This window comes from Mycobacterium sp. E1386, assembly GCF_001672745.1.
Lineage (GTDB): Bacteria > Actinomycetota > Actinomycetes > Mycobacteriales > Mycobacteriaceae > Mycobacterium.
Genome location: NZ_LZKH01000146.1, coordinates 1 through 24,827, shown reverse-complemented (window position 1 = coordinate 24,827; position 24,827 = coordinate 1). Strand labels below are relative to the sequence as shown.

The following is a 24,827-nucleotide window of genomic DNA, read 5'->3' as shown; positions in this document are numbered from 1 at the left end:
CGACGGCCGGGAACCCAAACGGCCGCAGTTGGAGAGTCTCGGCGCGCCGAGCCGACCGGCCGACGCGAAGCGGCGGGTTTAGGGCGCGTACCGCCGGACCGTCAGGCATGCTGGACGCATGGATGTGGAGGCTTTGCTGCACGCGATCCCGCCGCTCGCGGTCTACCTGGTGGTCGGCGGCGTGGTCGGGCTCGAGAGCCTGGGCATTCCCCTTCCCGGCGAGATCATCCTGGTCAGCGCGGCGCTGATGTCGTCGCACGACGACCTGCCCGTCAACCCCGTCGGCGTCGGCATCGCGGCGGTGATCGGCGCCGTGGTCGGCGACTCGATCGGTTACACGATCGGGCGCCGGTTCGGTATGTCGCTCTTCGACCGCCTGGGCCGGCGGTTCCCCAAACATTTCGGTCCCGGACACGTCGCGTTGGCCGAAAAGTTGTTCAGCCGCTGGGGAGTTCGGGCGGTCTTCTTCGGCCGCTTCATCGCGCTGCTGCGGATTTTCGCCGGGCCACTGGCCGGAGCCTTGAAGATGCACTATCCGCGCTTCTTGGCCGCCAACGTCTCGGGCGCCATCTGCTGGGCCGGCGGCACCACCGCGCTGGTGTACTACGCCGGGATGGCCGCGGAGCGCTGGCTGGAGCGGTTCTCCTGGATAGCGCTGGTCATCGCGATCGTGTTCGGGCTGATCGCGGCCTTCGCGCTGCGTGAACGCACCTCCCGGGCCATCGCCGAGCTCGAGGCCGAGCACTACCGCAAGGCCGACAGCACCGCCGCCGACGCGGCTTGAGAGGCGGGTTAGCTGGCCGCTTCGCCGAGATCCTCCGGCGCGACCGGCCGATGCTCTGCGATGAGGGCGCTGGCCATCCTCCGGGCACGCAAGGCCGCATCCACATCGCCCACTGCCGCCAGAACGATGGCGCCCTTCATCAAGATGTGCCAGGACGAGGCGAAGTCCTCGACGTCGGTCAGGCCCGCCGCCATCGCGCGCTGACGCACGATGTCGCGAACGTGGTCGATGTGGGTGATGCAGGCCCGCCCCGCGGGCGAATCGGGCCCGAGCTCGAGCAGCACGTTGATGAACGAGCAGCCCTCGTAGCCGTCACGCAGCTGAATCCAGTCGTGCATGACGTCGAAGATTGCGAGCAACTGTTGCTCGGGCGTCTCGCCCCGCTGCCGTGACTGCTCCTCGATCAGGCCGTGCGTCCACAGTTCCTCGCGCCGCTGCAGTACAGCCAGGACGAGGTCGTTCTTGGTGGCGAAATGCCGATATAGCGTGGCCCTGGCTACACCGGCCCGGTCGATCACCTCTTCGGTGCCGACCGCACGGATTCCACGCCGGCTGAACAGCTCATATGCGGCGGCCAGGATACGTTCACGAGCCGACGCGGCGGGCGTTCCGACATCGGAAGTTGTCATAGCAACCCACAACATACTCTTAGCTGGCACAGGTAGACAGACAGACCTGTCTTGTTATAGAAAAGAGATTCGCCTTCCGCGAAAAGTCTGTCTTCAGAGGGCAGGACGGGCATCCATCGCAGCGTCGTAGACGCCGGTCGATTAGGAGTCCACGATGATCTCGGCCATTGCAGAACCGATGACAACTACCCACCTGATGCTGAGCACGAAGCTGGTTTACGAGCTGGGTGACCCCAACAGCACGCTGCGCGCGTCAGCCGATCGCAGTGGCCCGGCGGTGCTGATCTATGCCGGCGGAGAGGTCGACGCGTGCAACGAGCACACCTGGCGCCAGCTCATCAGCGAGGTCGCCGGCATCGTCATCGAGCCGGGTCCCCTGGTCGTCGACGTCACGGGGCTGGATTTCATGGCCTGCTGCGCGTTCGCTGCGCTGACCGACGAGGCGAAGCGCTGCAAGGAGCGCGGCATCGAGTTGCGCCTGGTGAGCCGCGAGCCGATCGTCGCCCGCATCGTCGACGCGTGCGGCCTGTCAGCCCTTCTGCCCATCTACCCGACCGCCGATTCCGCGCTGGCGTCCGCGGCCCGTTGGTGACGGGGCAACGCGGGCACTGATCGGGCCCGTGTGGCTGGATGAGCGACCCTCCCACCTTCGGCGCGGAGGAAGAATTCCTCCTTGTCGACCCGCGAACGGGCGAACCGGCTCCGCAGAACGCCGACGTGGCCGCCGAGGCCAAACGCCGGGGCGTTGAGCTGCAGCTGGAACTCAGCAGCTGCCAAGTGGAAACCACCTCCAGCGTGGTGGCGACCAGCACGGAACTCGCCGAGGAGCTGACTCGGCTGCGGCGCACCGCGGCGCAGGCCGCCGAGGCCGTGGGGCTTCGGCTGCTCGCCGCTGGTCTTCCGCCGGCCACACCGCACGAGTTCCCCGTCACCGACACTCCCCGCTATCGCCGGATCGGCGCGGAGTACGGGATGGTCGCGCATGAGCAAGGCATCTGCGGATGCCATGTCCACGTCGAGGTTCCCGACCGCGCGGCCGCCATCCATGTCAGCAACTGGTTGCGACCGTGGCTGCCCAATCTGCTTGCGCTGGCGGCTAATTCGGCGGTGTACCGCTGCGCAGACAGCGGCTACGCGAGCTGGCGCAGTGTCCTGTGGCGACGCTGGCCGGTGGCCGGGCCGCCGCCGTTCTTCCCGTCGCCCGACGACTACGACCGCACGGTGCGGATGCTGATCGACAGCGAAGTGATCCTGGACGAGAAGATGGTCTATTGGGACGTGCGCCCGTCGGAGAACTTCCCGACGATCGAGGTGCGGGTGGCCGACGTGCCGGCGACCGTCGCGGAAACGGTGTTGCTCGCCACGCTGGTCCGGGCCGCGGTGATGACGGCGCTCGAGGACGACCCGCCCGGGCGGCTTCCGCCGGCGGCCCTGCGCGCGGCGTACTGGAAGGCCGCCCACGACGGGCTCGCCGGACGCACGCTCGACCTGATCCACGGCGGCGGAGCGGTGTCCGCGCGCGAGCAGTTGGGCGCCCTCGTGCAGCGCGTGCGGCCGGCGTTGGAGACGCTGGGCGAATACGACCGCGTGGTGGGCGAACTCGACCGCGTCGCCACGCGAGGCAACGGCGCGATGCGTCAGCTGCGGGCGTGGCGCAAGCGGGGCGAGGTGATGGACGTCGTCGACGAGATTGCCACCGCCACGCTGGACTGAAACCCGTTGCTACGCCTCTTCACTTGCGCGTGCGTCCAGGGCGGCGACACGCCGGGCGGGCCCTCCCTGGGCGCACACTCAAAGCCGTGAACGCACACTCGATGCGGCGAACGCTACGAGTCAGGCCACGGCCAACAGTCGATACAGACCGATCAGGCCGACCACCACGATCGTCGCGCGCAGCGCGTTTCCCGACAGCCGGCGGCCGTAGCGCGCCCCGACCAGCCCGCCGACCAGCGACCCCACGGCGATCAGCCCGGCGGCCGGCCAGCTGATGCGGTCGAAGGCGACCAACGTATAGGCAATCGCGGCAACGACATTCACGACGAGGGCCAGCAGGTTCTTGGCGGCGTTCATCCGCTGTACCGACTCCGGCAGCAGCGCGCCCATCAGGCCGACCAGCAGGATGCCTTGAGCGGCGGTGAAATAACCGCCATAGACGCCGACGGCGAATGTCCCGAACACCAGGACGGCCATGCGGCGGGGCGTGATGTGCTCGGGCGAGCGGCCCGCGGCCTCGGCGCGCCGGCCCGTCCACGCCTGGATGCGCGGCCCGGCGACCACCAGAATCAGCGCCAGGACCAACAACACCGGCACCACTTCGGCGAAAACCTTCTCGGGCAGATGCAGCAGCAGGAAGGCGCCCAGCACCGCGCCGCCCAGCGACGCCGGAAACTGCCAGCGCAGCCGATCCCACTGGCCGCGCAGCTCGGCGCGGTAGCCCCAGGTGCCCGACACGCTGCCGGCGACCAGACCGATCGCGTTCGACATGGTGGCCGTTACCGGCGGGAAGCCGAGGGCAACCAGGGTCGGGAACGTGATCAGCGTGCCGGACCCGACCAGCGCGTTGATGGCACCGGCGCCGAACCCGGCCAAGCAAATGAGAATCATGTGGGAAGGCGACACTGAAGAAAAACCTTAGCCTGCCCCAGGTTTCGGCGTGCGGGCGACTGCCGGTTCTGCTCCCCCGTCAGGCGGGCGGCGCTTCGGCCCCGCGGTCGACGCCGGTGCGCAGCTTGACCGACGCTGAATACGCGAGCGTCCGGAAGTGCAGCACCGGATCGTCGGAGGGCTCGATGCCGTCCGTCACCCGCATCGGATCGAACACCAAGATGTCGCCGCCGTGCTCGCGCTCGGTCTCCAGACCGGTGATCTCGAGGGTGCCGACGGTTGCGATCTGTGTGCTCTGCCAGGGCGCCGACGGGTCCACCGTGGAGTCGGTGGGCCCGCCGATCTGCACGCGATATGCGAACCGCACCGGGCCGCCGTCCAGACGCGTGTTCAGCTCCTCGGTGAGGAAGTCCGCGCCTTTGCCGTGGGCGTCGGGTGCCGACAGGAAGTTCTGCGTGGCGGCCGGAACCAGGTGATAGCGAACGAATCTGGCGCTGCCGTCGGCGGCCACCCAGCGGAAGGCGTGCAGGCCGTGGTACTCGACGGTGGCGTAGCTCGCCGGGATCCTGTTGGCGTCGCGCAGCACCGGTAGCGCGCCGAGCAGCCGGGGATGGGTGAGGAAGTACTTGGCCATGCGCAGCGGCGTGGTCAGCCCGGGTCGCATCGCCTTGAGCAGATCGACGAACCCGTCGGGTGTGCTGGAGACGAAAAGCCGCGCGGTCTGCGTCACCACGTCGGTGGTGGAGCCGTCGGGCAGGGTGAACTTCACCGCCATTCCGCGGATGCCCGGCACGTTGTCGCGCTGTTTGGGATTGCCCGCACCGTTGGAGAAGCGGATCAGCACCGGAACCGTCGAGCCGTCGAGATGCTTTGCGCGCGTGAGCATGAGCGCGTCGGGCGTCGCGGTGAACGTGCCGCGGTAGAGCGTGCCTTTGGCGTGCAGCGCGCGGCAGCCCGGCTGCGCCCCGCCGGCGCCGCGAATCGCCTCGATCGCCTCATCGGGAGTGACCATGCGCGAATCTTAAGGCGCTAGGAGGGAAAGCCGAAGAGTTTGACCACACCGTGATCACGACCGGCGGTGTAGCCGCCGTCGACGGCGATGGCCTGACCGCTGACGAACGAGGCGTCCGGCGACAGCAGGAAGGCCGCCATGGCCGCGACCTCCTCCGGCCGGCCCAGCCGTTGCAGGGCGTGTTCGGAGGTGATGGATTGCAGCGGGCCCTCCATGCCCGGGAGACCGAAGACGCTTTGGGCCATTGGGGTTTCGATGAACCCGGGACATATGGCGTTGGCCCGGATGCCGCTCGGTCCGTAGTCGAGCGCGATGTTCTTGGTGAGCAGCACGACGCCACCCTTGGCCGCGTTGTATGAACTCCCGCCCGCCGTGCCTTCCAGGCCCTCGACGCTCGCGACGGTCACGAGCGAACCCCGTTCACCATCGACGCGGGGTTGCTCGATCATCCGGGCCAGCGCCGCCTTCGCCACCAGAAAGGTGCCGGTGAGGTTGATCTTGATCACCCGGTCCCATTCAGATCGGTCGAGCAGGTGGACCGGTCCTCCCCCGGCGACCCCGGCGGCGTGCAGGACGCCGTCGAGGCGGTCGGGCACGGCGGCCAGCACCGCGGCGATCGCGGCTTCGTCGGTCACGTCGGCGTTGACGAACTGAAACCGGGGCCCGAGGTCGGGCGCCGCGACCAGGTCGGCGCCGATCACCGTGCCGCCCTCGGCCAGCAGGCGCCTCGCGGTCGCCAGGCCGATCCCGGACGCGGCGCCCGTGACGACGAAGGTGCGTGAGCCGGCTCGGTCGGGGTTCACCATGGCAGACATGTTGGCACACCGCTCCACTCGCGGGTAAGCAAACGCGCACGGGGAGCTAATGCTCGCGTCGCTCGACATAAGTGAGCTATCAGCAAATATCGAGACTTTCTTCTCTGCCCGGCACCGACGCATCGAACGCGTTCAGCGTGATGCCGACCATCGAGAAACATCCCACCAGGAAGACGATCTCGGCGACACCCTGAGCACCGAAAGCCTGCCTCGCCGCTTGGTACGTCGTCTCCGGAAGCGGGGCACCCCGGTTCAGCGCCGCCGCCATGTCGTAGGCGGCACCCTCGTCGTCGTCGAGGTCGTGCGGACGTTCGCCCGCGGCGATCGTCGCGATCTTGCGCTCGGCCAGGCCTGCTTGCCGGGCGAAGTGCTCGTGCCCATAGATCTCGTACCGGGCGCCGAACCTGGCGGCGGTCACCAGGATGACGAGCTGGTGGACGGCGGCGGGCAACACCCTGTGCTCCCAGAGCGCCTTGTTGAAGGCCCAGGCCGGCTTTCCGAATTGTGGGAAATGCAGCCAGCCGTTGAAGGGGCCGATCAGGGCGCCATCCTCGCGGCGCGCGACGAGCCCGTCGAAGTTGCGCTCGATCACCGCCGCCATGTCGTCATAGAGGCGCTTCTGCTCGGGGCTCAGGCTGGGCGGTGGCAGCAGCGGCAGGCGCGTCTTCTCGGGCATAGCCTGATCGTGCGCCGACGCCGGTGCGCGTGCCAGGACTTGTTGGTGACCACTGGTAGGCGGAAGCTCCCAGTCAAACGGAGGGCCGCCGTGGCGGGCGCGGCGACGACCGCGTATCACAGAGTGGAGTAAACCGACCTCGGAGGGGTTCATGCCACCAGCCGACACCACGGCGAAAACGACGGAGACGCTCGCCGGATTCGTCGACCGGCACGCACAGCAGCGGCCCGACGCCATCGCGATTCGCTACGGCGAACGGCAGTGGTCCTGGGCGGACTGGGCCGCGCGGATCCGGCGCGCGGCCGGCGCGCTGCGGGACGCCGGCGTGCAGCGGGGGCAGTGCGTGGCCTTTCTGGACAAGAACCACCCCGCCTGCCTCGAGGTGCTCTTCGCCGCGGCGTCGATCGGCGCGGTGACGACCGTCGTCAACTGGCGCATCGTCGGCGACGAACTCGTCCACGTGCTCGAGGACAGCGGCGCGCGGCTGCTTTTCGTCGGCGCCGAGCTGCAGGCCGCGGCCGAGGGGGCCGCCCAACGAGCGCCGGGCGTGCAGCGCATCGTGGTGGTGGGTGACGAGTACGAATCCCTGCTGGATGCGGCGGCGCCCACGGGCAGCGACGCCGAGGTCGACGAGAGCGAAACCGCCCTGGTGATCTACAGCTCCGGCACCACGGGGCGGCCGAAGGGCGTGCTGCTGAGCCAGCGCGCGCTGGTCAATCACGCGGCCAACCTGGCGCCGGCGTTCCCGTTCGATGACGGGGACGCGAACCTCGTCGCCATGCCCCTCTTCCACGTGGGCGGAATCGGCTACGCGCTCTTCGGTATTCGGGCCGGTGTGCCGACGATCATGACCCGTGAACCCGACGCCACCGCCCTGATGGGCGCGGTCAGATCCGGTGCGACCCACGCGTTCTTCGTCCCGCCGGTGATCGCCCGGTTCCTCGACGCCGGCGAAGCGGCCCACGCCATGTTCGCAGGCCTGCGCTACATCGTCTACGGGGCCGCGCCCATGCCGTTGCCCCTGCTGCATCGGGCGCTGTCCACCTGGCCCGAAACGCGTTTCGTTCAGGTGTACGGGCAGACGGAACTGTGCGGCGCGGTCACGGCGCTCAGCGACGCCGATCATCGCGATTCCGCTCGCCCGCACCTGCAGTTAGCGGCGGGAAAGGCGGTGCTGGGCACCGAGATTCGCGTGGTCGATCCGGAGACGGGCGCCGAGGTGCCGGCCGGGGAGCCCGGCGAGATCTGGGTGCGGAGCAACCAGAACATGAGCGGTTACCTGAACCGGCCGGAGGCGACCGCCGAGACGATCACCGACGACGACTGGGTGCGCACCGGTGACGTCGGCCGCCTGGACGCCGACGGCTACGTGTACATCGAAGACCGGCTGAAGGACATGATCATCACCGGCGGCGAGAACGTGTACGGGCCCGAGGTGGAAAGCGTGCTCATCGAGCACCCCGCCATCGCCGACGCCGCGGTCATCGGCGTGCCCGACGACTTCTGGGGGGAATCGGTCAAGGCGATCGTGGTGGCCAACGGCGAGATCGATCCCGACGACGTCATCGCCTTCTGCCGGGAGCACCTCGCCGGCTACAAATGCCCGCGGACCGTGGACTTCGTGGAATCGCTGCCCCGCAATGCCAGCGGCAAGATCCTCAAAACCGAGCTGCGGGAACCGTATTGGCGCGACCGGGCCCGGGGCATATGAGCGCCTTGGTAGACGCGCAGCGGCGCGCCTGCGCGATCACTGTGCTGGGCGGCCCGACCACGGTCGTCGACATCGCGGGCCACCGGATCGTGATGGACCCGACGTTCGACCCGCCCGGGGTGCACGCGTACCTGACCAAGCTCACCGGGCCCGCCGTGAGCGCCGGGGCGCTCGGCCCGGTGGACGCGGTGTTGATCAGCCACGACCAGCATCCCGACAACCTCGACGACGACGGCCGCCGGATGGCCCTGGCCGCGCCGCTGGTGCTCACCCACCCGGGCGGGGCCGTGCGGTTGGGGCCGCCGGCGGTGGGGGTGGCGCCCTGGCAGACGCATGAACTCTCCGGATCGCTTGCGGTGCAAGCTGTTCCGGCGGTGCACGGCCCGGCGGACGGGCAGCGGGACGAAGGCGGCCACGTCAACTGCGAGGTGACCGGATTCGTGCTGTCCGGGCCCGGGCTGCCGACCGTGTACCTCAGCGGGGACAACGCCTCGATGGCGGCGGTCAAGGACGTGGCCGATCGGGTGGGCACGATCGACGTCGCGGTGCTGTTCGCCGGGGCGGCCAGCGTGCCGACCAAGGAGCGCGGGCGTCCGCTGACGCTGACCGCGGCGCGCGCGGCCGCCGCCGCCGAGATCCTGGGCGCCCGGGTGGTGATACCCGCGCACGTCGACGGCTGGGCGCACTTCAGCGAGGGCGTCGACAAGTTCGCCGCGGCCTTCGATCAGGCAGGGATCGGCGACCGCTTGCGGGTGGCTCCCCACGGCGAGTGGATCGACTTATAGCCGCCCCTCGGCGCGCAGATCCGGGTGCACCCAGTCGGGCGAGCGGCGCTCCTTGAAGGCTCGGAAGCCTTCCCGCGCCTCGGCGTCGCTCAGGCTGCTGGTCATGCCGATTCGGTCGTAGAGACCCAGGTAGCTGTCGATGCTGGACTTGATGACACCGCGGGCGCGCGGCGCGGTGCGGCAGCACTGCGCGAGCAGGTCCTTGGCGGCGTCGAGCAGGCTCTCGTGCGGTACGACGCGGGTGACCAGGCCCCAGTCCAGGGCCTCGACGGCGGTCAGCACCCGCCCGGTGAACATCAGGTCGCGGGTGCGCACCGGCCCGATGACCCGGGTGAGCATCTGGCTGTAGTAGGTGTCGGCGTAGCCGCGGAACAGCTCGGGCACGCGGAAGGTGGCCCGGTCACTCACCACCGACAGGTCGCTGCACAGCGCGATCTGGAACCCGCCGCCCTGGCACAGGCCGTTGACCGCCGAGACGATCGGCTTGGCCGACGTGCGCACGGTGTCGAACGGGGTGACGTCCATGCCCAGCGCCCCGCCGAACGTGATCCAGTTGTCGGCGGCTCCCCCGCCGCCCATGTCACCGCCGGGCGCAAACACGTCCCCGGTTCCGGTGAGCACGAGCCCGGCCAAATCGTGATCCTCGTTGAGACGCCCAACGGCGTAACGGATTCCGAAGTACATCGCGGGCGTCAGCGCGTTACGCGCTTCGGGGCGGTCGATGGTGCAAACCGCGATCGACCCATGACGCTCGAACCTGAGGTAGGGCGTTCCGAGCCAATCCCCCTCGGGCGGGCGGGGGGCTTCCTGTGAGGTCGGGGGAACCTGGGCCACGGGACTCCTCTTGCGTCGGTCGCTACTGTCGCTCTTACAGTAGCCGCGGTGGCCGCCTACAGGTACGCCAGCGTGGCCGTCCCGGTGGTCAAGGCGGCGTCGGCGATCACCTCGGCCAGTTTCACCTGCAGCGTGGCCGTGGCATCCCCCACCGGCTTCTCGCAGAATCGGCAGTTCGCTTGGAATTGCGGCTGGTCGTCCTCGTCCGGCCAGAACCGGCGCGATCCCACCATGGCGCCGGGGTCATATTGAACGGCCTGGTGCGGGGCGTCCTTGAGGATCCGGCCAACGGGATGACCTTGTGGACACTCAAGTTTCAGCGTGCCGATACCTTCGGAATTTCCGACCATCGTCCACCATCCTTTGCGGAGTTCTCTTGAATCCCAGCATCGTTCATGGCTGTGGGCAACACGTCTTCGAGCGAGAGGCCGGCCGCGGGAGCGAAGCCGTGAACGGCCCGCTGCTAGCGCCAACAGTGAGAGTTTCCGGTCACCAGCCAGCCGAGTGCGTTTGCTGATTAATCTGCGTTGTACCCGGGTACCCAGGAGATCGTGCGTTTCTTTTCCGTTGCTGCGGCACTCGGCATAGCCATCGCCACTCTGGTGGCCGCACCGGCTCGCGCCGACTTGAGCGGTTACGGAAATTGCGTGGGAAGCGTTACGCAAGTCCCGCTGTGGGAGCACGACTCCCAAAACCAGCAGCTCATTGGCGTTATCGAGCAGGACCTCAATTCTGGTGTATCACCGGCTGCTGAAGCGCAGAAGGTGTCGCGGATGGGATTCGACCAGCGCTTGGCCAATCGGATTGTGGAGTGCGTTATCCAGGAGCGCCCCTAAAGCCCTAGCGAACTAGTCGCTGGGCTCCTCATGAGCGTGTGTCCAACCGTCTGTCCCCGCCGTCATCTGGGCGTTCGCGATCGTCGTATGGAAACTCGGCCGACAATAGGCTTCAGAAGTGGAATGCTCGGTGCCAGCCAAAGAATTGAGGTCGATATGCCAGCCGCCATGGCGGACACCGAACTCATCGAGGACGCGGTGCGGTCAGCATGCCGCGCGCCCTCACTGCATAACAGCCAACCCTGGCAGTGGGTGGCCGGCGGCGGTCAGCTGGATCTTTTTCTCGATCCAAGCCGGGCGATGGTTACCGACCGGTCCGGCCGAGAGGCGGTGATCAGCTGCGGCGCCGCGCTCGATCACCTTCGAGTCGCATTCGCCGCTGCGGGGTGGCGAGCCCGGATCTCCCGGTTCCCCGACCCGAAGGATCCGAACCATCTGGCGTCCATCGACGTCACCCCCGCGGAGAACGTCACCGACGAAGAAAAGCGTCGCGCCTCCGCGATCTGGGCGCGCCGGACCGACCGATTGCCGTTCATCGCGCCGATGAACTGGGAGGCGTTCGAGCCGTCGCTGCGGGGCGTCATCGACGACGACGCCGTGCATCTGGACGTGATGGCCGACGACGTGCGCGACAGGCTGGCGCAAGCATCGTGGGTGGCCGAATCGGTGCGCCTCTATGACACCGCCTATCAGGAGGAACTTCGTTGGTGGACAGCGCCTTTCGAGGCAGCTGAGGGCATTCCATACGATGCGCTGGTGTCGCCGGCCGAGAGGGAGCGCGTCGACGTCGGGCGGACGTTCCCGATGCCGCATAACCTTGAACGGCGCACCGACATCCCCGCCGACGAGGCGACGATTTTGATGCTGTCCACCGACGACGACACTCGGCTCGGCGCATTATTGTCCGGCGAAGCGCTCTCCGCGGTGTTACTGGAATGCACGATGGCGAACCTGGCCACGTGCCCGGTCACTCACGTCACCGAGCTCAAAGTCACGCGCGACATGATTGCGGACCTGATGGAAGAGGGCAGGCGGCCGCAGGTCCTGGTCCGCGTGGGTGTGGCGCCCGCGGCGGCCGAACCGCCCAGACCGACGCCGCGCCGTCCGCTCACCGAGGTGTTTCAGCTGCGGGGTTGAGCAGCACTCACGCCGTGGTGCCTGCGTCTTTACTTGTGGTCCCGGCTGGGATCGAACCAGCGACCTTCCGCGTGTGAAGCGGACGCTCTCCCACTGAGCCACGGGACCGGCGCCGAGAGGCGAACGACGTCGAAGATTAGCACGAGCCCGGTCTCGACAGTACCGGCCGCCTGCGCGTCATCGGTACGCCGCGATAGCCTGGACGCGGTCCGTACCGAGAAATTTGTATGTGCCCGCTCACGTCGACTATCGTCGTGCTTCGCACCGGGCGACGATGTCGTCCGAGGCGCGCGGATGTAGCGCAGTTGGTAGCGCATCACCTTGCCAAGGTGAGGGTCGCGGGTTCGAATCCCGTCATCCGCTCGAAGGTGCAAGTGGCATCAATCCAGCGGTGGAGTGGCCGAGTGGTGAGGCAACGGCCTGCAAAGCCGTGCACACGGGTTCGATTCCCGTCTCCACCTCCAGCTTTTGACCCCGGCGCGATTAGCTCAGCGGGAGAGCGCTTCCCTGACACGGAAGAGGTCACTGGTTCAATCCCAGTATCGCGCACCAGCATCACCGCACTTCAGGAGCACGTTTCCAGGCTCCTGTTGGTCCGCGTGACCTAGATATGACCTGACCTCTTCGGTTGGCTGGCTAAATCACCGAGAGATAGCTAGTCACATGACCGCAATTGATAAACACCCCGTCGACTCGGCCACGCGCGAGTGCTGCCACGGCGTCGCCCGGCACACGCCCGACTGCTCAGAGCTCGGGACCACGCCCGACGTCCCAATACCGGACGGCGCCGACTTCGCCTCGACGAGGTGGGATACGGATGGGTATCGAGGCATCTTCGGTTTTGACCGCACTATGACAGACCACCCCGCCCGCGTCTACTCGCTAGCTTCGCAAAGGGTGGACGGCGCAATCGATTTGGCGCTGGTCGTCGTCGCAGACGGGGACGCGGCCGGGCCGGCTTGACCGCAATAGCGACCAGGCCCGCGAGCTGGCCTCGGCACTGCTGCAGGCCGCCGACGAGGTTGACGCGTGGGGGCAGCAAACCATTGGGGCAGTCGGGTTGGCCCGATGAGCGCCGCAATTAGCCTCCGAGAGCGTTACATGCAGAAGCTTCAACAGATGACCGATAAGGTCGGGCTATCCGATCTGACCATCGACGAGCTGGCGGCGTTCACCGTTCTGCTGACGCTGGCGTACGCCCGCGTAGTCGCTGGGCAGCCCAGCACGAGCGACCAGCTCGGGAAATGGCCGCTGTGAGGACAGAGCAAGACAAGCTGGTGTGGCGTCTCAAGTCCGCAATGGGGGCCATCGCGCCCGAGCAGTTGGCCGTCGGCGAGTTGTGCCGCCTGGTTCCCACCATCGAGGGTGCCGCGGATCGAGAGGTTGAACCCGTCGACAACGTGATCACCTTCGCGGCCTGTCGGCGTCGACGCGCAAGGCGAGTTGCTTCCCGCAAGCAGTCGGGTGGCGACGATTGACGGGGACCGGGTCGCCCAGACCCGGGTCTGAATAGTCGGCGCGGGCCGCCCCCGCTCTCTAGGGGGGCGGCCCGCCAACACCTCAAAACACAGCTACAACAACATTCGAGTCCAAGCGTGAACGGCGGCCCGTGGTACCGCTCTGTCATTGGCCGACTCAAATCACCGCCGAGCGGCCGCCGTAGACATTTCCCGGACAGGTATTACCCCCCAGTGCGAATATTCGGAAAGGACCAAACAGGGGGACCCAATATATGGCCCGCAGCGACGACCAAGATGACGAGCAGCTCTCGACCACCGCTTCAGTCGATAGTGACGTGACCGAGATTGGGCCGGCCGCCGATGAGACCGAGCTTGTACCGCCGATTTCGGTAGCCGAGTCCGAGCTGGCGTGGTCAGAAGAGGACGGCAACGCGAGCAGCGATTACTCATGGGGGCGCGCGGCGGAACGCGCCAGCATCATCGTCCTCGCCGCCGCGGCAGTCGCGGTCGTTATCGGGCTTTCGATCTGGCTCGGGTTCTACCTCCATGACCAGAGCCGGCCGATGCACGCCCCGAATGTCGGGGGGCCCGGCACGATCGCGCCGGCTGTGACACCCCCGCCGGTCACGGCTGCGCCGGCCGCCATACCACCCCCGCCGTCTACGGTGACGGTCACACCGGCACCCCCACCAACGGTCACCGTGCAGGCAGCTCCGCCCGCTCCTCGCGGCGCACCCCCACAGCCTGGCGGCACTGATGTCTTCACCATCTGCCCGGACGGGCATGAAGGTGTCGTCGGTGGCCGTACTAGCTGCGCATTTGCCGCCAACGTCCGCCAAGTTTTCTACGCCTCAGGCATGTCCAACAGCTTCACCGCCTACTCGCCCGTCACTGGTGACGCTTACGAAATAACCTGCGTCGGCAGGTATCCCGCGTATTTCAGTGATGGGTCGACGAAGGTGTCGACGCGCTGCTACGGCGGCGACAACGCCGAAGTGGTCATCTGGTGACCGATCTCAGTGGATTCTTCGAACGTTCTCGTTGGCTGAGGTGGAGGCAATGACGCTGCCCAGGTAGCCGCAACGAGGATCCCAGTCCCAACACTCCGTGGATGGCAGCCGCTGTGAAGTTGGCGGAGGCCGCTCGCGTCGGCACGAGTGCCCCCATAGCGGGTAGGGGCGGCGACGATTTTGTCAGGCGTGTAACGCGATCTTCCACCGGCGAATGCCTGCTGAATAGTTTTGAAAACCATGGGTCCTGGCTAGGAACTAAAGAGTAGTGTGCTCAACGCAACGATATGAGGCTTGCCGCAGCACGGGGCGTTGCGCTCGAACGTTGCAATAGACCCCCATACTCTGTGGCCTTAGGAAGTGTCGGCTATGAGCGATTCAGAACGGCGTGGAGCAGACCGATCCGATCAAGGAAGCAGCGGCAGCACACCCGGTGCGCCGGAAACACGCTCGGTTCCGCCAGTGGGTCCTCCTCCACCTGCGCCTTCGCCCCGCCGCGAAGAAAATATTCCGGGAGTGAAGACTGAAACCGACAAAGGCGGCACGCCAATCGAGCATGCTTGAGGCTTAGTTGATTCCCCAGACGATTGTAGGGTTCTTTTTCTTTCTTCTGCTCGTCGCGCCAGGAGTCCGCTACGAGCTGCTTCGCGAGCGGAGACGGCCGGCGATTAACGAGACTGCTTTCCGGGAGGCAGCACGAGTTGCCCTCTATAGTTTCGGATTTAGTTTTTCCGCATGTGTGATCATCTCGCTCCTACGAATAAAATTCCGGACTGCCTTCTTCGATCCTGTGGAGTATAACCGCGACAGTAAGACCTATTTAGCTACGTCCTACACAGCGATGATCTGGACAGTTGTAATCGAGGTGCTGATCGCTTTCGCTCTCGTCTCCATTCTTGACTTCGTCTTCGCAACTAAACTTCACTTGAGGTGCTTGGATCGCCTACCCGCGCCTTTACAGAAAGCTATGTCACCGACGATCCAAAAACACGGACTCTGGTGGGAACTTTTCGAAAATAGGTTCTGGCGCAAGGACGGCAAAGTTCCGCTATTAAGAATCCGGCTATCAGACGGATCGCGAGTTGCTGGGTATCTCGCTGGGTACACAACCTATGACAAGTTGGAGAACGCCGAGATTGCTGTCACCAAAGGTAAGGGCCAAGGCACCCAAATGCTCATGCTCGACAGGAAAGATTCGGACCCGAACGATGCGACGATCGGCAACCAGGCTAAACCAATTCCCGACGATGTCGTTTGGATCCGCGGCGAAGACATCAGCTACATCAAGGTAGAGTATGCAAACGCCGCACCTAGTAGTGATGTGAGAAAAAAAAAGTCCTAACCGCCTGCGTGGATATTGCCGAGGTGCCCTCCGCCCAGTGGGGCTGGAGCAAGCAAAACCCGCGGACCTGGCACGTCGTTGGGCTGTTCATCGTGGGTTTTCTGCTCTTAATGCTGCGAGGGAATCACGTAGGCCATGTCGAGGACTGGTTCCTGCTCGGCTTTGCGCTGCTGTCCGGCGCCGTCATCATCCGGGACGTCTGGGGCCGACGCCGCGGCTGGATCAAATAAGGTCGCGATCTTCTGCCCTCGCCGTAGGGCGCCTTGGTCGCGACTCGCAGACACTTGACGCCTCCGGTGCGGGGGTGGATGTGCTTTGACGAGCGTTGGGGTCGCACCATGTAGGCGCGGAATATTTCCTGGGAAGACACCCGGCGGAGGAACGGCGCGATCTACGCTCCCAGTTGTGCGGACAAGCGGCAGGGTCTTCGCAGTGATTGTGTTCGGCGTTGCCGCCGTGCTGGCGCTGGCGTCGACCGCGGCAGCAGACCCCGTTTCGTCTACTGACACAGACTATTTGGCCGCGTTACACCATGGCGGGCTTTGCTGCCCCGAACAGAGCGATATGCCGATTTCCTTCGCAGATCCGGCCAGCGAGATCAGCAACGGCCACACGATCGCGAGGGTAATGGGGGAAAGCAACAACGCCTACGGCAACGAGACCTATGCGGGATTTAAGACCCTCAGCACCACTATCTTCAAGAACTCACACACCAACAGTGATCTTCGGCCACTCAACACTCTCCAATCAGGTGAGGTGGTCCTCATCGCAGTGCATTACTACGGCGGGCAAGCGCTTGAGTGCGCGCTAATCAAAGATATGGGTGACGAAGCAGGCTACTGGTACGGCCGACCGAAGGCGGTTGCGCCTTACTGTTATTAGTTCTGGTGTCGTGAAGCAGCGCCACTACGCCTGGCCGGCTGATCCACCCCAGCCATCCCATAAGTTTTGACCCTGTACACACATGTTGGTGACGTAGAGGCGGTCGCGACCATCCCCTCCCCGTCAACAAAAGTCGGGGGTGGGGGTGGTGGCCCCCGGCTGGGAGACCGGCGGCGACGAGAAGACTAGGCGGTGGTTTCAGGAGCGCGGCTGTCTCCACGGTGTGAAGAATCCGGTGTCGGCTCTCTTCAGTCGGATTGGGACCATGACTGATTTGGGCGCGGCGGGGTGGCGTCCGGGAGGTCTACGGGCCAACGGGGTGACGGTGGCCTGGGCGTTGCTGACGAAGTAGGTGGGCCGGGCATTGTGTATGTGGGGCCGCATCGTGCCGTATGGGTCGATGGCAACCCAGAACGGCGGCCGGTCGGTGGCCTGAACCCATTGGCTGTCAGGGTCGCCACTGAGGTAGAACTCTGCTGTACGGGGCGCGCTTCGCCTGACGCTGAGTAGTACTTGGATGTGTTTGTAGAACTCGGTTTCTTGCCTGGTGTTTATCTCTCCGACAAGTTCCCAGTCGCCGCCGGGCCCGGCGCCGTCGAACTTAATCTCCGAAAGTGTCGTCGACACCCATACTTGGGGATCAGTCATCCCCCAATTCTTGCCCGGCGGATAACCCGGCGGCTAGCCGCTACCGGATCTGCGTGTTCGTCCGGCCCGGGAACCAGCCTGGCAACGAGCAGGCCGATGACCGCGTCGGGAAGATGCTTACCTCCGGCCGACTCCGCGGGCGACAGCCTCGATGGCCTCGGTGAGGCGACGTTGCAGGGTCTCCGCGTCGCGACCGGCCGGGGTTGCGCGTGTGCTGTCCCGCAGCGTCTTGACTGTGAGTTCGTAAACGTCCGCGTAGCATCGGCCGTGGGCGTCTTCATAGTCGATCGTCAGGGTGAAATCGTCAGGCACAGGTTCATAGGGTTCATGCGCTGACTGGTAGACATCGTGGATCGCCGTCCCGGGGCCGAACGTCGGGATCGTTCGCCCATGCCTGCGGCGTAGGTACGGCGTAATAAGGCCGCCGGATTCCGGAAGTCCTGGAGTGAACTTGAATTGGACGTTCTTAGCAACGGATGGACCGACGTTCCGGAGGAACAATTCAGCTACGTCCGAAAGCACTCCCGGACGAATCGCGGCGACCATCACTGGGCGCGTACGATCCCGGCTGTCTTGCCTTAAGGCGAGCAGGGTCCACATCGCCACTACCGCTGCGGCAGCGGTGGCGATCGAGCCTATCGCCGTCCAGGTCGTCGTTGGGGCGGCCCACTGGCGATGCAAGAAAGCCGACGATGGCCAACAGGCCACCGAAGCCGACGGCGCTCAAACTGATTGTCCGAACAACACCTTTCGTGGGAGCTTCCACGGCAATCCCCTCCCCATCTGTGGGCGCGCGAGGGAGATCTTAAGATTAAGCACCGCCGAGAGTTGCGCGATTTGATGGCGTTGGAAACCTGACGTCTACGAGATTTGGTGGTCGCTGGCCCATTAGTGCGGGTAGCTCATCTGGTGGCGGCAAGGACCGAGGCTCGCGCGCTTGCTAGCTGGGCCATCTCATCCCCCCACAGGCTGGACCGCAGCCGTCCCGCCGGATACCACGAAACAGGATCCCCTAGCTGACGTCCAACTAGTGATCGGGCCGCCCCACTCTCCCGGGGGCGGCCCGATCACTAACCAACTGCGCTAAGCACAGCCGCTAACGTCCACGAGGCCAGCGGGACAGACTGGCATACCGCTCGCCGTCGTCTGCTACTCCGAAGTGTCGACCACTTCTAGGGCTACTGGTACTGGCGGGTTGTCGTCGAGCGTAATCAAAAATGTATGCCTGCCGATCTGTCGTGGCTCAAAATTGATATGCGCTTTGAGATGTCCGATTATCGTTGAATCCTCGCCGAACTGAACTTCGCTCGCGACGATCGTTTCGGTCGTTTGGTCCGGGTAAAACAATTCGATCACGACCCAGTGCGGTTGGGCGTCCGGCGCGATCTGTGCCAGTACAACTAGCTCGAATGGTGTTACGTAGCCAGGGGGCGGGCGGACCAGACCGTCGGCAACGGCGCCCATCACATTCAGTCGCCCGTCGACAGTGTCGGCGTTCCGGGCGTAGAACGCCGCTGTTATTTTTGCGCCGTTCGGGCTCGCGCCTAGGGGGTCGTATTGCCCACCATGGATGACGATCGGAACCGACTCCCTGCTTTCGAACGCTCCCGTCACGACAATTTCGTAGAGTCCATCGAGTTCCGCGTGCACGTCGATCGGCGTATACACGAATAAGTGCTCGCCGGTCAGATAGCCAGTGAACCCTGGTGATGTGAAAGAGGCGAGACCGCCGTCCGGGGCAATGACCTGCGCGCTAATTGAACTCGCGGACTCGCCGTCGGCGCTGGGATTCTGTAGTAGGCAGACAAGCGATAATCTGGCGCGGCGGTCGTCACCGACTGTCCATGCGGACGGCCCAACGTTAGTGGCGTTGAGTTGTCCGTTAACCTCTTCCGCGTTTTCAGCCAAGAAGACGCCTGTAACTACTGCCATTCACCCAACTTAGTCGACGACGGCCTTACCTAGGGCGGACGTCAATTATCCCAGGGTTGGCGGCGGTGCGCCTCACAAGTCGGGATTCATTCCTGGCCAGCCTGTTTCGATTCCACGTTGGTCTTTGACCGAGTAGCTCGTTGATCGGCGTTTGCTTCGTCCTGGCATGTCGTGCCAGGACACTTTGAGCTGTGCGCTGTTGCGTTCGTCTTGCACGCACATCAATACCACCTGCACCGATTCGCCGGCCGGCAGCGCAGCTAGTTTACGATCCCACATCGGCCACTTCACTTCAGGAGGGTCGTCTTGTGTTTGTGACTGGCCGGTGTCGGCCACCCAGGTTCGAGGTCGGCAGTTCTTGCCGATGAGTTCGAGGTCGTAAGCGGGCGCATCGCCATAGTTGGTCACTCTTAGCCAGTGCCAGGGCGCTCTCACCTGCTCGCCTGGCTGATTGGGATTTTTGGCGCGGAATAGCCGATCAGCGTCTTCTAATGTTTGGCCGCTGCGCACTATGCGCAATGACGCGCGAGGTCGTAACAGCCACCAGTTCGCCGCGAATGTCACGGCAGCCGCAAAGGCTCCGGATGAGACGACGGTGAGCGCCGAGGAGAGAAGCGACATGGCGACAGGCTAACGCGGGCGACCGACGCGACTCGCCGACTCGGGCATCCGCGCGGGCGACATGAGACCAAATCCCCGGCGCGTAGACGGAGTCGTTGAACCCTAGTCTCCGTCTGATTCGTTGACGGATCACCGCGGAGACCGGGGGCCGTCCGACTTTGGCTTCAAGTCCCCAGATATGACGCTGGCCGGATCTTGGGAACACGGCGGGCACTGCCGGCGCCGCGGATCACGCACGGATTGACCCTGATTTCGCCGTCGGACAGCGCGGTCCCCATGATGGTGCGTAATAGCCCGTAGCAGTGGGCGCGCAGCGTCGGCGTCTTGGTGCCCATCTTGGCGTGCCACGCCCGTACGTCGTCGGCGGTTATCGACGCGATCGGCAGCGCCCCGAATGCCGGCACGATGTGAGGTGTCTCCGTAGTGTCGGCACGGCGTGTTGTCCAACAGCAGGAGACGGGGCAACTGGTGGGACCTGGGGGCCAATGTGTGCCGACCCGTCGTGCCCCCGCCACCCTAAGCCGGAGTCGCTGCGACACGTGGCGACGCCTTCCAGAAGGAACTTTGCTTGCTGCATGAGCGCATCGATGAGCTGATCCGTGTTATCGGTAGCGACTGATGAAGGAGCGCACCGATGAAATACGCAGTGATCGCCGCGCTGGTGTTGGCACCGCTGGCACCTGCGCCGGGGGAACAATGCCCGCTTGGCGCACCACCCACCACCGACGGGCAAGGCAAGACGATGGTGTGTGTGCACCACCACGAGTTGAACCACACGAACATCTGGGAGTATCCAGAGCCATCCTGATGGCAGCCGACTAGCGAGTCTTGGTGTACCGCGACCGGCCCAAGGTGGGGTGGGCGGAAGCGGAGGCAATTTCGCGGCAGCCGCACCTGCCACGTGAAAACCGTGGGAGGACCAGGAAAGTGTCCCTTTCGGTTCTCCCGGTTGCTCCTGGTCTATGAATGCAGCCCGAAGGACGGGCTGTGACGACCTAACGGAGATCACCATGAAGAACACCACCCGCAAACCGACTCGCTTCCACTACGCTGCCGCCCTGTTTGGCGCGCTGGGGATCCTCGCGTTGGCTCCTGCCACCGCCTACGCCGAGCCCAACGGGCCCACGGGCCCGAGCGGCGGATGCCACTACACCGACCCTGACGGTTACGACATCCCGATCGACGAGGGCCAGGGCGTCATCGTCGGCGGCAAGCTCGTCACGTGCACGGGCGGGAAAATCGTCGTCAGTGCCGCGCCGGCGCGCACGAACCCCCATCGGCCGGCCGCACCGCCCAATCAGCCGCCGGTGTTGACCCGGAAACTGCAAGCCGCGCAAGCGCACTGAAGCAGTCACTAATCGTCGAGGCCGCCACCGTGCAAACGCGGTGGCGGCTGACGCTTGCGTTCTAAATGCCTACGGCTCGCCCAAACGTCACGCGCCTGAGCTAGGCGACGCTGAGACTTGATTCGGATCGCGTAGCACGTCTTCTTTGCCGTTTGTCCGCCGTTTCTGCGGAAACCGCCCACGGGAATTCCGGTGTGGCGTAAGCTTTCAGCTCATGATCAGGGGGAAGAAAGTCTTGTTGGCGTTACTGCTCGCGTTCGCCGTCTCGACGACTTCGGTGAGCTGCATACCCATCAACATCCCCACCTGCCCGGCGGGCGGCGGCCCGGTCGGCTGCTGACCAAGCGCCTCACGGCCAGAAGCTTCGGCCCGTCGCCGGGCGCCGGTGTCACTTCGACTGGTTGCGGACTTCCTCGCGGCGGGCTGAGACCACCAAAGCCACGCTGAGTAGAACCAGCAATGGCACGAACACGACCGGGTACGCGGCGACCGCGGCCAAGCCGATGATCACGCTCGGCACCGTCAGCGCCAGCGCGGCCGTGGGATGACGACCGCTTAAAACGATGATTCTCCGCAGCAGCGCGAGCGCCTCCGCGGCCCGCGAGTGCCGATCCGGACGCCGGGGGTACGAGTAACGGGTTTCCAGGCCGCAACCCATGCAGGTGCGCCCATACGAGTAGCGGGTTTGCAGGCCACAACCCATGCAGGTTTGGGTGGTCATCCGCCTATGGTCCCATCGCGGCGAGTGGGCTTCGCGACTGGCGCGGTTGTCTGCGTACCGCCGCTAAGCCACAGTGGTGGTCGGCGGCTGGTATCTCAATTCGGGTCTTCCGCGAACGCGCGGACGCGGCGATAATGCAGCATGCGTTTCATCTATGTCGCCGCGGCGATCGGCATGGCCATCACCGTGCCGATGGGGAGCTCGCCGGCTCACGCTGAAACTGGCGTCAATGGTTACGTTCAATGCCTGGGAGGCGATGCGAAGCCCCCGCCGCCGGGGGTAAACGCAGAAGATTGGTTTCCCAGCGTGCATGTGATCGCGACGGATATCGATGGTGGAGTGCCCTCTAACCAAGTAGAGGCAAGGTTAGTCGAAATGGGGGTCGCGCCGGCCGACGCCGTTAAACGGGTGCAGTGCTTCATGGCCAACCGGCCGCATTAACGGCCCCCGGAAATCGCCGGCAAAACGCGACTCATATTTTGAAATACGTCGTGCGTCAATGCTTTTGGCCGACTTCGGCCTTCACACGCGCTCAGCCTTCATGTCCATGTCGATGGTGCCCTGGCACGCCCCGCTCAAGATGTCGGTGTGCATGGTCCCGTTAAGCGATCCGTCGGGTTGCGGGGTGTAGCGCACCGTGGCGCGCGCCGGATTCCATTGAATGGTGGTGTCGGGCATCATGCAGTCCCACTGAAAATCGGTGGTCTGCGACCAGGCCGTTCCATCCCACGTGAACTGAACCGGCTGCGGAACCGTTGGGTTGCTTGGCGGAGGGCCGCTGACGATTGTGGCGACGCATTTTCCGTTGGTGCAGCTCGAGCGGAGACCGTAGGTCTCGGTGTGCTGCCCCTCAGGGTCGCCCACCGCCATGCTGGTCCCGGCCTTGGGCCCAACCATGAACGTGATCGCGTACTGACCGTTCCAGGATGGGTTGTCGGCGAAGGCGGTCGGGGAAAGTGACAGGACGATCGGGAGCGACGCCGCGCATAAACCGACGAACATTTTCAAGCGGTCCGAGGTCATCGTTTCTCCTCTGAGTCCGTGACCATTTCCCCAATGGTCGTACCCAGGGCTATCGGCGACAAGCCTTTTGGCCGATTGCCTCGGCGCCCCCGTTTATCGCGCCTTACCAACCCCACTCGTCAGGGTTCAGGACATCCACCGTGAGATCGTTGTCAGCCGGGGCTTTGGTCCCGTAGGCAAAGGTGAGCAGGGTGCGGCCGTCGTCGAGCGGCTCGGTCGCGACGACGGTGGCATGCCCGATCTTCATCCGGATCTTGTCCCCGGGCTCCAATTCGTCGACACGTTTCAGCGGCATGCTTGACCCGTCAGCGTCAGTGAAACTGGCGATCCCGCCGCTACCGTGGTCATCACGGCGATCCTCCCATGGCTCTAGGGGCGCCCACGGCACGCGCGATGGCTTGTGCAGCTAAGGAAATTGGGAAGCGGTGACCGCCGGTGACCGCAGCGTCTAGCTGCACCTAATCCGAGGACTTCTTCGAGTCTTCGGACTCTTCGTCGTCATCGGACTCGTCGTCGTCGTCTTCGTCATCGTCTTCGTCGTCGTCGTCGTCATCGGAGTCTTTCGACTTCTTCGACTTCTTCGACTCCTTGTCCTTCGAGTCCTTGCCCTTCGAGTCCTTGTCCTCATCGGAATCGTCGGAATCGTCGGACTTGTCGGAGCGGTCGAGCTTGTCGGCGAATTTCGTCAAGAGCTCAGCAAGTTTGCGGGCCTCATCGGAGTCCAGCGAGTCGTCGAATAATTGCTCGTCGCCCTCCGAGACGCGCTGAACGTAAACCGCGTCGTCTTTGATGCCGACGTCCCACCTGCCGCCCTCTTGACGAACCATTTGCTGCCGCCTTCCGACTAGTGAACTGATCGCACAACCGACGCGTCCCGGCGCGTTACTGGGTTGTTTACCCACTTGTGTCGGCAGAGCCTCACTCGTGGAGGTCCGAATCGACCGAGGGGCGTCGGGCTTAACGTGCGATCGGCCGCTTGAAGAAGCACGCGACGGAGAAGGCTCCGCGGTGGTCGGCGTCGAGTCCGACCATTTCCCACCCCAGCCGCCCCAGCTCGTCCGCCCTGAGCTTCATCTCGTCCATGGCGGTATCCCCCTCCCGGTAGTCCCACGTGTACTCCCACTGCTGCGGATACCACTTGCCGTCAGAGGCCAGCCACCAGCCAGGGCCCGGCGAAGGATTGTTCATGTGGTCGTAAGTACCACAGGCCGCAGTGTCCCCCGGAACTGGTCTTGGGCGCGGACGGATCCAGATGCCGTGTTCCTCGGCCGCGGCGACTACGGGGCGTAGGCCCAACCGAGGAAGATGTTTTGCGAATCGTTGGGGCTTGGCCTTATCTCCCGAATGTGCGGCGCAGTGAAGTAGTTGGCGGTTAGGAACTGGCCGTTGCCCTCGCTGAGCATGACGTGGCCCGTGCCGTGATCGAATCCCGGATTGCTCGTGAAAACGAGCGCCCCCTCCGGGATATTGTCGCGGTTGGTGTGGATCTGCCCTTTACGGTTGAAGTCGTTGAAAGCGTCCATCGCCGACGGATATCTGAACGCGTGGTTATACGCCTGCTCGACGAACGCCTCGCATTGAACCGTGCTATTGGGGTCGGCCGCCATTTGGTCGCGAGCCCACGCCAGCGCATGGGCGGCCTTGTCTTCACCGGTCGCTGACGCGGGCCCTCCCCCGCCACTGCAGTCCGGGCCGAGGGCGTCCAGTGTGCGCGTGTCGATATCGACATCGGCGACGTAATGGCCGTCAGTTGTCTTGTACCAGAGGCTGTCCCAACCCCCATTGGCAATCTGGTAGCTGAAGAAGCCCTGCACCGGGTCGCCCGCCGCATGGCACACGAGAGTGAGGACCTGGCCGGCGTTGTAAACGCCGTCTTGACCCGCCTTCAAGTTGGGGCCGTTCATGCGGTTGGACTGCGCTTTGACGGTCGCAGTCGTGTCCGCGTGAGCCGGCGCGGCAGTGGGCAGACCCAGGGCAAAAACGGCTGCCGTCGCTGCCGCGATTGCTGCCTTCATCGCT

Annotated in this window: 35 protein-coding genes, 4 tRNA genes and 1 pseudogene; 21 read left to right on the top strand and 19 right to left on the bottom strand. The window is 65.0% G+C overall.

What is annotated here, in order from left to right:
- Window positions 1-118: 118 nt before the first annotated feature.
- Complete coding sequence (locus A5709_RS15535) at window positions 119-784, top strand: DedA family protein (protein ID WP_068120654.1); 666 nt, start codon at window positions 119-121, stop codon at window positions 782-784.
- 8 nt (window positions 785-792) lie between these two features.
- Here the strand turns inward: A5709_RS15535 and A5709_RS15530 are convergent, their stop codons facing one another.
- Window positions 793-1,413: a TetR/AcrR family transcriptional regulator gene (locus tag A5709_RS15530; RefSeq protein ID WP_067950808.1), complete on the bottom strand. Its 621-nt coding sequence runs from the start codon at window positions 1,411-1,413 to the stop codon at window positions 793-795.
- Window positions 1,414-1,567: 154 nt separating this feature from the next.
- Here A5709_RS15530 and A5709_RS15525 point away from each other — a divergent pair, with 154 nt between their 5' ends.
- The gene (locus A5709_RS15525) at window positions 1,568-2,005 is read left to right on the top strand and encodes an anti-sigma factor antagonist (protein ID WP_068120652.1); all 438 of its coding nucleotides are present in this window, start codon (window positions 1,568-1,570) and stop codon (window positions 2,003-2,005) included.
- Between the two features lie 38 nt (window positions 2,006-2,043).
- Window positions 2,044-3,126: a glutamate--cysteine ligase gene (locus A5709_RS15520; RefSeq protein ID WP_068120650.1), complete on the top strand. Its 1,083-nt coding sequence runs from the start codon at window positions 2,044-2,046 to the stop codon at window positions 3,124-3,126.
- A 120-nt stretch (window positions 3,127-3,246) separates the two neighbouring features.
- Here the strand turns inward: A5709_RS15520 and A5709_RS15515 are convergent, their stop codons facing one another.
- The 4 genes from A5709_RS15515 to A5709_RS15500 all read right to left on the bottom strand — a co-directional run bounded on the left by A5709_RS15515 (window position 3,247) and on the right by A5709_RS15500 (window position 6,520).
- Window positions 3,247-4,032: a sulfite exporter TauE/SafE family protein gene (locus A5709_RS15515; protein WP_068120647.1), complete on the bottom strand. Its 786-nt coding sequence runs from the start codon at window positions 4,030-4,032 to the stop codon at window positions 3,247-3,249.
- A 64-nt stretch (window positions 4,033-4,096) separates the two neighbouring features.
- A complete protein-coding gene (locus tag A5709_RS15510; RefSeq protein ID WP_068120646.1) occupies window positions 4,097-5,029 on the bottom strand; it encodes a catalase family peroxidase in 933 nt (310 codons plus the stop codon).
- A 17-nt stretch (window positions 5,030-5,046) separates the two neighbouring features.
- Entirely contained in the window at window positions 5,047-5,844 is a 798-nt protein-coding gene (locus tag A5709_RS15505) for an SDR family NAD(P)-dependent oxidoreductase (protein ID WP_197520159.1), read from the bottom strand.
- A 79-nt stretch (window positions 5,845-5,923) separates the two neighbouring features.
- The gene (locus tag A5709_RS15500) at window positions 5,924-6,520 is read right to left on the bottom strand and encodes a carboxymuconolactone decarboxylase family protein (RefSeq protein ID WP_068120642.1); all 597 of its coding nucleotides are present in this window, start codon (window positions 6,518-6,520) and stop codon (window positions 5,924-5,926) included.
- 151 nt (window positions 6,521-6,671) lie between these two features.
- Between A5709_RS15500 and A5709_RS15495 the strand changes: the two genes are divergently transcribed.
- Together A5709_RS15495 and A5709_RS15490 are read left to right on the top strand one after the other, a co-directional pair.
- A complete protein-coding gene (locus A5709_RS15495) occupies window positions 6,672-8,231 on the top strand; it encodes a long-chain-fatty-acid--CoA ligase (RefSeq protein WP_068120640.1) in 1,560 nt (519 codons plus the stop codon).
- Entirely contained in the window at window positions 8,228-9,016 is a 789-nt protein-coding gene (locus A5709_RS15490) for an MBL fold metallo-hydrolase (RefSeq protein ID WP_068120639.1), read from the top strand. Before A5709_RS15495 ends, A5709_RS15490 begins: the two co-directional genes overlap by 4 nt.
- Here the strand turns inward: A5709_RS15490 and A5709_RS15485 are convergent.
- Complete coding sequence (locus A5709_RS15485) at window positions 9,011-9,850, bottom strand: enoyl-CoA hydratase/isomerase family protein (RefSeq protein WP_067949582.1); 840 nt, start codon at window positions 9,848-9,850, stop codon at window positions 9,011-9,013. The genes A5709_RS15490 and A5709_RS15485 overlap by 6 nt on opposite strands.
- A gap of 56 nt (window positions 9,851-9,906) precedes the next feature.
- Entirely contained in the window at window positions 9,907-10,200 is a 294-nt protein-coding gene (locus A5709_RS15480; protein ID WP_068120637.1) for a hypothetical protein, read from the bottom strand.
- 201 nt (window positions 10,201-10,401) lie between these two features.
- Here A5709_RS15480 and A5709_RS15475 point away from each other — a divergent pair, with 201 nt between their 5' ends.
- Both A5709_RS15475 and A5709_RS15470 read left to right on the top strand, forming a co-directional pair.
- A complete protein-coding gene (locus tag A5709_RS15475) occupies window positions 10,402-10,686 on the top strand; it encodes a hypothetical protein (RefSeq protein ID WP_156768066.1) in 285 nt (94 codons plus the stop codon).
- A 168-nt stretch (window positions 10,687-10,854) separates the two neighbouring features.
- On the top strand, window positions 10,855-11,823 hold the full coding sequence (locus tag A5709_RS15470) for an NAD(P)H nitroreductase (RefSeq protein WP_369827339.1): 969 nt from the start codon (window positions 10,855-10,857) through the stop codon (window positions 11,821-11,823).
- Between the two features lie 36 nt (window positions 11,824-11,859).
- Here A5709_RS15470 and A5709_RS15465 read toward each other — a convergent pair.
- A tRNA-Val gene (locus tag A5709_RS15465) sits at window positions 11,860-11,931 on the bottom strand.
- A 182-nt stretch (window positions 11,932-12,113) separates the two neighbouring features.
- Here A5709_RS15465 and A5709_RS15460 point away from each other — a divergent pair.
- The 10 genes from A5709_RS15460 (at window position 12,114) to A5709_RS15415 (ending at window position 16,517) form a co-directional block, all read left to right on the top strand.
- A tRNA-Gly gene (locus A5709_RS15460) sits at window positions 12,114-12,186 on the top strand.
- Window positions 12,187-12,213: 27 nt separating this feature from the next.
- Window positions 12,214-12,287, top strand: a tRNA-Cys gene (locus A5709_RS15455).
- 13 nt (window positions 12,288-12,300) lie between these two features.
- Window positions 12,301-12,375: transfer RNA gene (locus A5709_RS15450), tRNA-Val, on the top strand.
- Between the two features lie 111 nt (window positions 12,376-12,486).
- Window positions 12,487-12,786: a hypothetical protein gene (locus A5709_RS15445; protein WP_068120629.1), complete on the top strand. Its 300-nt coding sequence runs from the start codon at window positions 12,487-12,489 to the stop codon at window positions 12,784-12,786.
- A gap of 156 nt (window positions 12,787-12,942) precedes the next feature.
- Window positions 12,943-13,080 carry a hypothetical protein gene (locus tag A5709_RS15440; RefSeq protein WP_156768064.1) on the top strand — a complete coding sequence of 46 codons (138 nt, stop codon included), beginning with the start codon at window positions 12,943-12,945 and terminating at the stop codon, window positions 13,078-13,080.
- Complete coding sequence (locus A5709_RS15435; RefSeq protein WP_156768063.1) at window positions 13,077-13,301, top strand: hypothetical protein; 225 nt, start codon at window positions 13,077-13,079, stop codon at window positions 13,299-13,301. Before A5709_RS15440 ends, A5709_RS15435 begins: the two co-directional genes overlap by 4 nt.
- A 317-nt stretch (window positions 13,302-13,618) precedes the next feature.
- Complete coding sequence (locus A5709_RS15430; protein WP_156768062.1) at window positions 13,619-14,293, top strand: hypothetical protein; 675 nt, start codon at window positions 13,619-13,621, stop codon at window positions 14,291-14,293.
- 571 nt (window positions 14,294-14,864) lie between these two features.
- Entirely contained in the window at window positions 14,865-15,635 is a 771-nt protein-coding gene (locus A5709_RS15425) for a DUF6338 family protein (protein ID WP_156768061.1), read from the top strand.
- 8 nt (window positions 15,636-15,643) lie between these two features.
- Window positions 15,644-15,865 (top strand): DUF2631 domain-containing protein, encoded by a 222-nt coding sequence (locus A5709_RS15420; RefSeq protein ID WP_068120618.1) that lies wholly within the window; start codon window positions 15,644-15,646, stop codon window positions 15,863-15,865.
- 202 nt (window positions 15,866-16,067) lie between these two features.
- A complete protein-coding gene (locus tag A5709_RS15415) occupies window positions 16,068-16,517 on the top strand; it encodes a DUF732 domain-containing protein (RefSeq protein WP_156768060.1) in 450 nt (149 codons plus the stop codon).
- A gap of 198 nt (window positions 16,518-16,715) precedes the next feature.
- On the opposite strand, the gene A5709_RS28125 is transcribed toward A5709_RS15415, so the two are convergent.
- From A5709_RS28125 to A5709_RS15400, 5 genes and pseudogenes are all read right to left on the bottom strand, one after another.
- Window positions 16,716-17,165, bottom strand: a complete 450-nt coding sequence (locus tag A5709_RS28125; protein ID WP_156768059.1) for a hypothetical protein — start codon at window positions 17,163-17,165, stop codon at window positions 16,716-16,718.
- A gap of 117 nt (window positions 17,166-17,282) precedes the next feature.
- Window positions 17,283-17,711 carry a hypothetical protein gene (locus tag A5709_RS28120; protein WP_156768058.1) on the bottom strand — a complete coding sequence of 143 codons (429 nt, stop codon included), beginning with the start codon at window positions 17,709-17,711 and terminating at the stop codon, window positions 17,283-17,285.
- Between the two features lie 603 nt (window positions 17,712-18,314).
- Window positions 18,315-19,073, bottom strand: a complete 759-nt coding sequence (locus tag A5709_RS15405) for a hypothetical protein (protein WP_156768057.1) — start codon at window positions 19,071-19,073, stop codon at window positions 18,315-18,317.
- 96 nt (window positions 19,074-19,169) lie between these two features.
- Entirely contained in the window at window positions 19,170-19,718 is a 549-nt protein-coding gene (locus tag A5709_RS28115) for a hypothetical protein (protein WP_156768056.1), read from the bottom strand.
- 179 nt (window positions 19,719-19,897) lie between these two features.
- Window positions 19,898-20,128 (bottom strand): annotated as a pseudogene (locus tag A5709_RS15400) (site-specific integrase); the annotation flags it as partial.
- A 224-nt stretch (window positions 20,129-20,352) separates the two neighbouring features.
- Between A5709_RS15400 and A5709_RS28110 the strand changes: the two are divergent.
- The 3 genes from A5709_RS28110 (at window position 20,353) to A5709_RS29110 (ending at window position 21,404) form a co-directional block, all read left to right on the top strand.
- Window positions 20,353-20,526: a hypothetical protein gene (locus A5709_RS28110; RefSeq protein WP_156768055.1), complete on the top strand. Its 174-nt coding sequence runs from the start codon at window positions 20,353-20,355 to the stop codon at window positions 20,524-20,526.
- Window positions 20,527-20,728: 202 nt separating this feature from the next.
- A complete protein-coding gene (locus A5709_RS15395) occupies window positions 20,729-21,064 on the top strand; it encodes a hypothetical protein (protein ID WP_068120605.1) in 336 nt (111 codons plus the stop codon).
- Window positions 21,065-21,278: 214 nt separating this feature from the next.
- Window positions 21,279-21,404 (top strand): hypothetical protein, encoded by a 126-nt coding sequence (locus A5709_RS29110; RefSeq protein ID WP_255398285.1) that lies wholly within the window; start codon window positions 21,279-21,281, stop codon window positions 21,402-21,404.
- Between the two features lie 48 nt (window positions 21,405-21,452).
- Here the strand turns inward: A5709_RS29110 and A5709_RS15390 are convergent, their stop codons facing one another.
- A complete protein-coding gene (locus A5709_RS15390) occupies window positions 21,453-21,785 on the bottom strand; it encodes a hypothetical protein (RefSeq protein ID WP_068120604.1) in 333 nt (110 codons plus the stop codon).
- Window positions 21,786-21,926: 141 nt separating this feature from the next.
- On the opposite strand from A5709_RS15390, the gene A5709_RS27545 reads away from it, so the two are divergent.
- Window positions 21,927-22,226 (top strand): hypothetical protein, encoded by a 300-nt coding sequence (locus A5709_RS27545; protein WP_082974048.1) that lies wholly within the window; start codon window positions 21,927-21,929, stop codon window positions 22,224-22,226.
- Between the two features lie 81 nt (window positions 22,227-22,307).
- Here A5709_RS27545 and A5709_RS15385 read toward each other — a convergent pair whose 3' ends face one another.
- The 5 genes from A5709_RS15385 to A5709_RS28490 form a co-directional block, all read right to left on the bottom strand.
- The gene (locus tag A5709_RS15385) at window positions 22,308-22,808 is read right to left on the bottom strand and encodes a hypothetical protein (protein ID WP_068120602.1); all 501 of its coding nucleotides are present in this window, start codon (window positions 22,806-22,808) and stop codon (window positions 22,308-22,310) included.
- 103 nt (window positions 22,809-22,911) lie between these two features.
- Window positions 22,912-23,103, bottom strand: coding sequence for a hypothetical protein (locus A5709_RS15380; RefSeq protein ID WP_066950207.1), 192 nt, complete (start codon window positions 23,101-23,103; stop codon window positions 22,912-22,914).
- Window positions 23,104-23,266: 163 nt separating this feature from the next.
- Entirely contained in the window at window positions 23,267-23,635 is a 369-nt protein-coding gene (locus A5709_RS15375; protein ID WP_068120600.1) for a hypothetical protein, read from the bottom strand.
- A 130-nt stretch (window positions 23,636-23,765) separates the two neighbouring features.
- A complete protein-coding gene (locus tag A5709_RS15370) occupies window positions 23,766-23,996 on the bottom strand; it encodes a hypothetical protein (RefSeq protein WP_068011686.1) in 231 nt (76 codons plus the stop codon).
- Window positions 23,997-24,085: 89 nt separating this feature from the next.
- A partial coding sequence (locus A5709_RS28490) for a hypothetical protein (protein ID WP_068120599.1) occupies window positions 24,086-24,827 on the bottom strand: 742 nt, incomplete at its 5' end.